This window comes from Pseudonocardia sp. SID8383 (assembly GCF_009864975.1).
Classification (GTDB): Bacteria; Actinomycetota; Actinomycetes; order Mycobacteriales; family Pseudonocardiaceae; genus Pseudonocardia; species Pseudonocardia alni.
On the sequence record NZ_WWFY01000449.1, the window covers coordinates 1 to 6,412 of the forward strand.

Sequence of the window (6,412 nt, forward strand, 5' to 3'; positions counted from 1 at the left end):
CGCCGGCGAGGGCGCGCGGGTGGCGCAGGCCGGGGCCGCCGGGCAGGCCGGAGTCGCGGTGCCCGAGCAGCACCAGCCGGTGCACGCCGAGCAGGGCGGCGGCGTCGGTGAGTTCGCGGCGGCGGCGGTCGGGGACGGTCTCGCCGGGTTCCAGGGGAAGACGGGACCCGCCGAGGTCGCCGCCGGTGGCCATGACGAGCACGACGCGGGCGCCCGCGTCGGCGAGGCGGCGCAGGGTCAGTCCGGTGAAGATCGACTCGTCGTCGGGGTGGGCGTGCAGGGCCAGGACGGTCTGGCCGGAGAGGGTGTGCACCTGGTGATCGCTTCGCGTGCGGGGCCGGGGCGGCCGGTACGGACACGGGTCCGGAGCGGGTCGGTACCCGGGCGGCGCGAGCGGTCCACGGACGGTGAGCCGGGACGGCGGTGTCAGCCGCGCGGGGACGGACCCCGACGACAGCGACACGCGGCGGCGCGCACGGGGCGCGCGGCGGCGGCGGTCGTCGGCTCGATCACGCGGGAGATGATGGCAGGGGCGCCGTCACGGGTCCACACCGGGGCCCCGCGACGGCGCTCACACCGGTCAGACGGTGCTCTTCGGCATGATCAGCCAGAGCGCCAGGTAGATGACGAACTGCGGGCCGGGCAGCAGGCAGGACAGCACGAACAGGAACCGCACGGTGTTGCGACCCATCCCGAAACGGTCGGCCAGCCCGGCGCAGACCCCGGCGATCACCTTCCCGTTGCGGGGACGGACGAGACGCTGGGTCACGGGCATGTTCACGGGGTGCTCCTTCGTGGTGCGGGTGGGACCTCCCCCACCCTGGCACCACCGGGGCCCGGCGCGCTCGGGGAACACCCGGAGGGTGACCCCGAACGCGCCCCGGGGGTCGTTACAGGACGACGAGGTCGCGGGCGGTGGTGTTGAGCCGCTCCACGCCGTCGGCGGTCACGACGACGATGTCCTCGATCCGGGCGCCCCACCTGCCGGCCTGGTAGATGCCGGGCTCGATCGAGAAGGTCATGCCCTCGGTGAGGACGAGGTCGTTGCCGCCGACGATGTAGGGCTCCTCGTGCACGTCGAGGCCGATGCCGTGCCCGGTGCGGTGGATGAAGTGCTCACCGTGCCCGGCGGCGGCGATGTGCTCGCGGGCGGCGGCGTCGATGTCGGCGGCGGTGGCACCGGGCCGGACGGCGGCGACGGCGCGCTCCTGGGCCTCCTGCAGCACCGCGTAGGTCTCCTTGACGTCCGGTCCGGGCTCGCCGCCGACGGCGTAGGTGCGGGTGCAGTCGGAGTTGTAGCCGCCGGGCAGCGGTCCGCCGATGTCGATGACGACGACGTCGCCGGCCTCGATCACGCGGTCGGAGACGTCGTGGTGCGGGCTGGCGCCGTTGGGGCCGGAGCCGACGATGACGAACGCGGCCTCGGCGTGGCCCTCGGCGATGATCGCGGCGGTGATGTCGGCGCCGACCTCGGCCTCGGTGCGGCCGGGGCGCAGGAACTCGCCCATCCGCCGGTGCACCCGGTCGATGGCGGCGCCGGCCTCGCGCAGGCGGTCGATCTCGGCCGGGTCCTTGCGCATGCGGAGCTCGCGCAGCACGGTGCCGCCGAGGTACTGCGGGACGTCGGGGAAGGCGTGGCGCAGGCCGAGGACGTGGCGGGCGGGCATGTCGTCGTCGACCGACATCCGGGTGGGGCCGCCGGCGAGGTCGCTGACCAGCAGGTACGGGTCCTCGCCGTCGGTCCAGGTGACCAGGTCGATGCCGAGCGCCTCCAGCGGCACACCGGCGAACCCGGGCGCCTCCAGCGACGGGACGACGAGCGCGGGCGGCGCCCGGTGCCCGGCGGCCGGGACGATCAGGCAGGTCAGGCGCTCGTGCGAGGACCCGTCGAACCCGGTCAGGTAGCGCAGGTCGGTTCCCGGGGTCAGGAACAGCACGTCGGTGCCCTGCTCGGCGGCGTGCTCACCGGCACGGCGCAGCCGGTCGGCGAGCAGCTCGGTGGGGACGGCATCGGTCATGACCGTGAGCGTAGGCGGGCACGGGGGGTACACGACCGCCACCCGGAGCACCGCGGCGTGGGCCGGGCGGGGGCCGGTGGGCGTCCGGACGCGCTGCGTGACCGGACGCCTGCGGAGCCGGAGCGCGGGTCAGTCGGTGTCGAGTGCGGTGGGGTGCGCGGTGACGGTCCCGGCGAGCTCGACGAGCTTGACGTTGAGGTCCTGGGAGGTGCGGCGGAGCACGTCGAAGGCCTCCTCGGCGGTGAGCCCGCGGCGCGCCATCAGGATGCCCTTGGCCTGGCCGATCACGTCGCGCGAGGCGATCGCCTGGCGCAGCTGGGTCTCCTGGAGCCCGGCGTCGGACACGGCGACGCAGGTGGCCAGGGCCAGCGACGCGTGCGTGGCGAGCAGCATCAGGCGGTCGCGGTCGGCGGAGGTGAACGCCCGGCGGTCGGAGGCGTAGACGTTGAGCGCGCCGGGCAGCCGCGGCGGCTCGGCGTCGGGGATCAGCGAGACCGCCAGCACCGAGTGGAACCCGTGCCCGACGGCGGCGTGGGCGAAGTCGCTCCAGCGGGTCTCGGCGGCGAGGTCGTCGGAGGAGGCCAGCGCGGGGCCGTCGGCGCGGGCGGCCTCGACACAGGGGCCGCGGCCGCTGGTGTACTGGGCCTCGTCGATCGACGAGGCGGCGGGGTCGGTCTCGACGGGGGTGTGGAAGCGGCCGTCGTCGTCGCGGAGGGTGACGCTGACCATGTCCGCGCCGGGCACGACCCGGCGGACCGCGGCGACGACCCGGGCGAGGACGTCGGCGACCGAGCCGGAGGCGAGCAGGGCGCCGGTGAGGGCGGCGAACTCGCGGGCGAGCGGGCCGGTGTCGGCCAGGGCGTCCTCGGCGGGGCCACCGCGCTGCTCCGTGACGACGAACAGGTCCCGCTCGGCGGTCCAGTCGTCGCGCCCGGTGACCGCAGCAGGTCCGCTGTTCGTGGTGGTTCGGCTGTTCTCCACACCGGGCATTCTGCACGGTCCGCGCGGGTACGGCGCCCACCCGGGTACGGCGACGGTGCCAGACTCGCGGCATGAGTGAGCGCCCGCTGATGCTGCTGGACTCCGCGAGCATGTACTTCCGTGCCTACTTCGGCGTGCCGGAGAGCGTCACCGCCCCGGACGGGACGCCGGTGAACGCGGTGCGCGGGTTCACCGACATGATCGCGCGGCTGGTCACCGAGCACCGCCCGGTGCGGCTGGTGGCCTGCCTCGACCTGGACTGGCGGCCGGCGTTCCGGGTGGACGCGCTGCCGTCGTACAAGGCGCACCGGGTGGAGGCGGGCCGGGCCGGCGACGAGGTGCCGGCCGGCGTACCCGAGGAGGTGCCGGACACCCTCGCCCCGCAGGTACCGCTGATCATGGAGGTGCTGGCCGCGGCGGGGATCGCGACCGGCGGGGCCGTGGGCTGCGAGGCCGACGACGTGATCGGGACCCTGGCCCACCGGGAGGCCTCCGACCCGGTGCTGGGGGTGTCCGGGGACCGGGACCTCATGCAGATCGTGCGCGACGCCCCGCCGGTGCGGCTGCTCTACATCGGCCGCGGGCTGAACAAGGCCGAGAACCTGGGCCCGGACGACGTCGCGGAGAAGTTCGGGGTGCCCCGGGAGCGGGCGGGCGCGGCGTACGCGGAGATGGCGATGCTGCGCGGGGACCCCTCCGACGGGCTGCCCGGCGTGCCCGGGGTCGGTGCGAAGACCGCGGCGACGCTGGTCGGCCGGTTCGGCTCGTGGGCGGAGCTGCTGGCCGCGGTCGGCGACGGCGACGCCCGGATCGGGGCGGGGCCGCGGGCGAAGCTGGCGGCGGCGCGGGACTACCTCGACGTCGTCGAGCCGGTGGTGCGGGTGCGGACCGACGCCGAGGTCGACCTGAGCCGCGACGACGTGCTCCCGGCGTCGTTCGCCGACCCGGACCGGCTCGACGAGCTGGCACGGCGGTGGGGTCTGGAGTCGTCGGTGGGGCGGCTGCGGAAGGCCCTGGACGCGGCGGCGTCGTCGTGACCTGCCCGGACCACGGGCTGCCGGTCCCGCCGTCGTCGGCGTACGACGAGGCCGTGGCCCGGGAGACCGCGGTGCGCGCGGCGGCGGCGGACCCGATCACCTCCCCCCACGACGGCGCTCCCGCCGCGGTGCGGGAGGCGGTGGCGGCCGCGGTCGAGGAGCTGCGGGACGAGCTGCTGGCGCTGTCGCACGACCTGCACGCCCACCCGGAGACCGCGTTCTCCGAGCACCGCTCGGTCGCCGCGGTGGCCGCGCTGCTGGCCGGGCACGGGGTCGACGCCGCCGTCGGCGTGCACGGGCTGGACACGGCGCTGCGGGCGACGCTCGGCTCCGGGGACGGCCCGACGGTCGCGGTGCTCGCCGAGTACGACGCGCTGCCCGGCATCGGGCACGCCTGCGGGCACAACGTGATCTGCTCGGCGGCGGTGGGTGCGTTCCTGGCGCTGGCGCGGGTGCTCGCCGCGCACCCGGTGGGCGGCACCGTGGTGCTGCTCGGCACGCCGGCGGAGGAGGGCGGCGGCGGGAAGGAGACGATGGCCCGCGACGGTGCGTTCGACGGCGTCGACGCCGCGGTGATGCTGCACCCGTTCGCCCACGACATCGCCGACCACCCGTTCCTGGGGCGCCGCCAGCTGGAGGTCACCTACCACGGGGTCGCCGCGCACGCCTCGGCCCAGCCGCACCGGGGCCGCAACGCCCTGGACGCGGTCGTCCTGGGCTACCAGGGGATCGCGATGCTGCGCCAGCACATCCCCGACGCCGACCGGGTGCACGGCGTCGTCGTCGACGGCGGGCAGGCGCCCAACGTCGTGCCGGAGCGGGCGGCGGCACGCTACTACCTGCGCTCGCAGCGCCCGGAGACGTTGCGGGACCTGACCACGCGGGTGGAGGCGATCGCCGTCGCGGCGGCGGCGATGACCGGCTGCGGCCACACCCTGGAGTGGGACCCGCGCCCGCCGTACCTGCCGATCCGCCACAACCGGACCCTCGCCGCGCGCTGGGCGGTGCACCAGGCCGGGCGGGGGCGCACGGTGTACCCGCGCGGGGTGGTGCCGGAGTCCGAGACCGGGTCGACCGACCTGGGCAACGTCTCGCTGCGGGTGCCGTCGATCCATCCGATGATCGCGATCGCGGAGCCGGGCACCGCGCTGCACACCACCGGGTTCGCCGAGGCCGCCGCGGGCGCGGCCGGGGACCGCGCGGTGCTCGACGGCGCCGCCGGGCTGGCGACGGTGGTGGCCGACCTGCTGTACGACGAGGCGCTGCGCGGGGCGGTCGCGGCGGAGTTCGCCGAGGCGGGCGGCCCGGTGGACGTGCCCGCGTTCTTCGGCTGAGGCTCAGCCGCCGTGGCCTGCGGTGCGGCGCTCACGCGGCGCGGCGCGGGTGTGGATCTTCTCGCCCTGCGGGCCGAACAGGCTGAGCACCTCGACGGCGCGGTCGTGGTCGGCGGAGCCGAACCAGTGCGGGACGTGGGTGTCGAACTCGGCAGCCTCCCCGGCGCCGAGCACGACGTCGTGCCCGCCGAGGACCAGGCGCAGCCTGCCGTCGAGGACGTAGAGCCACTCGTAGCCCTCGTGCACCCGCGGGTCGGGCTCGTCGCCGCGGAACGGGATGAGCATCTTGAACGCCTGCAGCCCGCCGGGGCGCTCGGTCAACGGGACGACGGTCATCCCGTTGGCCCGGCGCGGCCGCAGCCGCACCCGCGGGTCGCCGACCGGTGGGGCGGCGACGAGCTCGTCGAGCGGCACCTGGTGGGCGGCCGCGATCGGGAGCAGCAGCTCCAGGGTCGGACGGCGCCCGCCGGACTCGAGCCGCGACAGCGTGCTCACCGAGATACCGGTTGCCTCCGACAGGTCGGCCAGGGTCATGCCGTGCGCGGTGCGCAGCCCGGCCAGCCGGGGGCCGACGCCGGCCAGGGTGTCCGCGATCGCCTCGTCCACTCCGACAGTTTGCCATCCCGGCAACGATGTTTGCCAGTGTCGCGCTGCGGCGCGCAGGGTGGTGCCATGACCTCCTCTCCCGCAGACCCGTTCGGTGCCGTGTCCGAGCGCCGGGTCGCCGCGCTCGTCGCGGACGACCGGGTGCACGGACTCGCCACCGGCGTCACCACAGCCGCTGCGCCCACCACCACCACATCCACCGGAGGAGCCACCGTGACCGGGGACCGCTGGTCCGCGGCGTTCTGGGACGCCCACTACGACACCCGACCGCAGATCTGGAGCGGCGACGCCAACGCCGCCCTCGTCGCCGAGGCCGCGGACCTGCCGCCCGGGCGGGCGCTCGACGTCGGCTGCGGGGAGGGCGGCGACGCGGTGTGGCTCGCCGCGCGGGGCTGGCGGGTGGACGCCGTCGACGTCTCCCCCGTCGCGGTGGAGC

General features: G+C 76.0%; 8 protein-coding genes. 3 read left to right on the forward strand and 5 right to left on the reverse strand.

What is annotated here, in order from left to right; translation table 11 throughout:
• The 4 genes from GTW08_RS10910 to GTW08_RS10925 all read right to left on the reverse strand — a co-directional run.
• The coding region (locus GTW08_RS10910; protein ID WP_161151847.1) for a PIG-L family deacetylase at window positions 1–313 on the reverse strand (313 nt) is incomplete at its 3' end.
• Between the two features lie 267 nt (window positions 314–580).
• On the reverse strand, window positions 581–775 hold the full coding sequence (locus GTW08_RS10915; protein ID WP_073575328.1) for a PspC domain-containing protein: 195 nt from the start codon (window positions 773–775) through the stop codon (window positions 581–583).
• A gap of 115 nt (window positions 776–890) precedes the next feature.
• A complete protein-coding gene (locus GTW08_RS10920) occupies window positions 891–2,018 on the reverse strand; it encodes a M24 family metallopeptidase (RefSeq protein ID WP_073574852.1) in 1,128 nt (375 codons plus the stop codon).
• A gap of 129 nt (window positions 2,019–2,147) precedes the next feature.
• Window positions 2,148–2,921, reverse strand: a complete 774-nt coding sequence (locus GTW08_RS10925) for a GAF and ANTAR domain-containing protein (RefSeq protein WP_237453728.1) — start codon at window positions 2,919–2,921, stop codon at window positions 2,148–2,150.
• A 149-nt stretch (window positions 2,922–3,070) separates the two neighbouring features.
• Between GTW08_RS10925 and GTW08_RS10930 the strand changes: the two genes are divergently transcribed.
• Both GTW08_RS10930 and GTW08_RS10935 read left to right on the forward strand, forming a co-directional pair.
• On the forward strand, window positions 3,071–4,036 hold the full coding sequence (locus GTW08_RS10930) for a 5'-3' exonuclease (protein ID WP_073574851.1): 966 nt from the start codon (window positions 3,071–3,073) through the stop codon (window positions 4,034–4,036).
• Window positions 4,033–5,370 carry an amidohydrolase gene (locus tag GTW08_RS10935; protein WP_161151849.1) on the forward strand — a complete coding sequence of 446 codons (1,338 nt, stop codon included), beginning with the start codon at window positions 4,033–4,035 and terminating at the stop codon, window positions 5,368–5,370. The genes GTW08_RS10930 and GTW08_RS10935 overlap by 4 nt, the downstream gene beginning before the upstream one ends.
• A 3-nt stretch (window positions 5,371–5,373) precedes the next feature.
• Here GTW08_RS10935 and GTW08_RS10940 read toward each other — a convergent pair whose 3' ends face one another.
• Window positions 5,374–5,976 carry a helix-turn-helix domain-containing protein gene (locus GTW08_RS10940; protein ID WP_346009892.1) on the reverse strand — a complete coding sequence of 201 codons (603 nt, stop codon included), beginning with the start codon at window positions 5,974–5,976 and terminating at the stop codon, window positions 5,374–5,376.
• Window positions 5,977–6,042: 66 nt separating this feature from the next.
• Here GTW08_RS10940 and GTW08_RS10945 point away from each other — a divergent pair.
• Window positions 6,043–6,412: class I SAM-dependent methyltransferase (locus GTW08_RS10945; protein WP_346009893.1), on the forward strand; the 370-nt coding region annotated here is incomplete at its 3' end.

Excerpts from the sequence above, each read along its gene's own strand:
- GTW08_RS10915 (WP_073575328.1), bottom strand. The coding sequence starts at position 775 with ATGCCCGTGACCCAGCGTCTCGTCCGTCCCCGCAACGGGAAGGTGATC.
- GTW08_RS10920 (WP_073574852.1), bottom strand. The coding sequence starts at position 2,018 with ATGACCGATGCCGTCCCCACCGAGCTGCTCGCCGACCGGCTGCGCCGT.
- GTW08_RS10930 (WP_073574851.1), top strand. The coding sequence starts at position 3,071 with ATGAGTGAGCGCCCGCTGATGCTGCTGGACTCCGCGAGCATGTACTTC.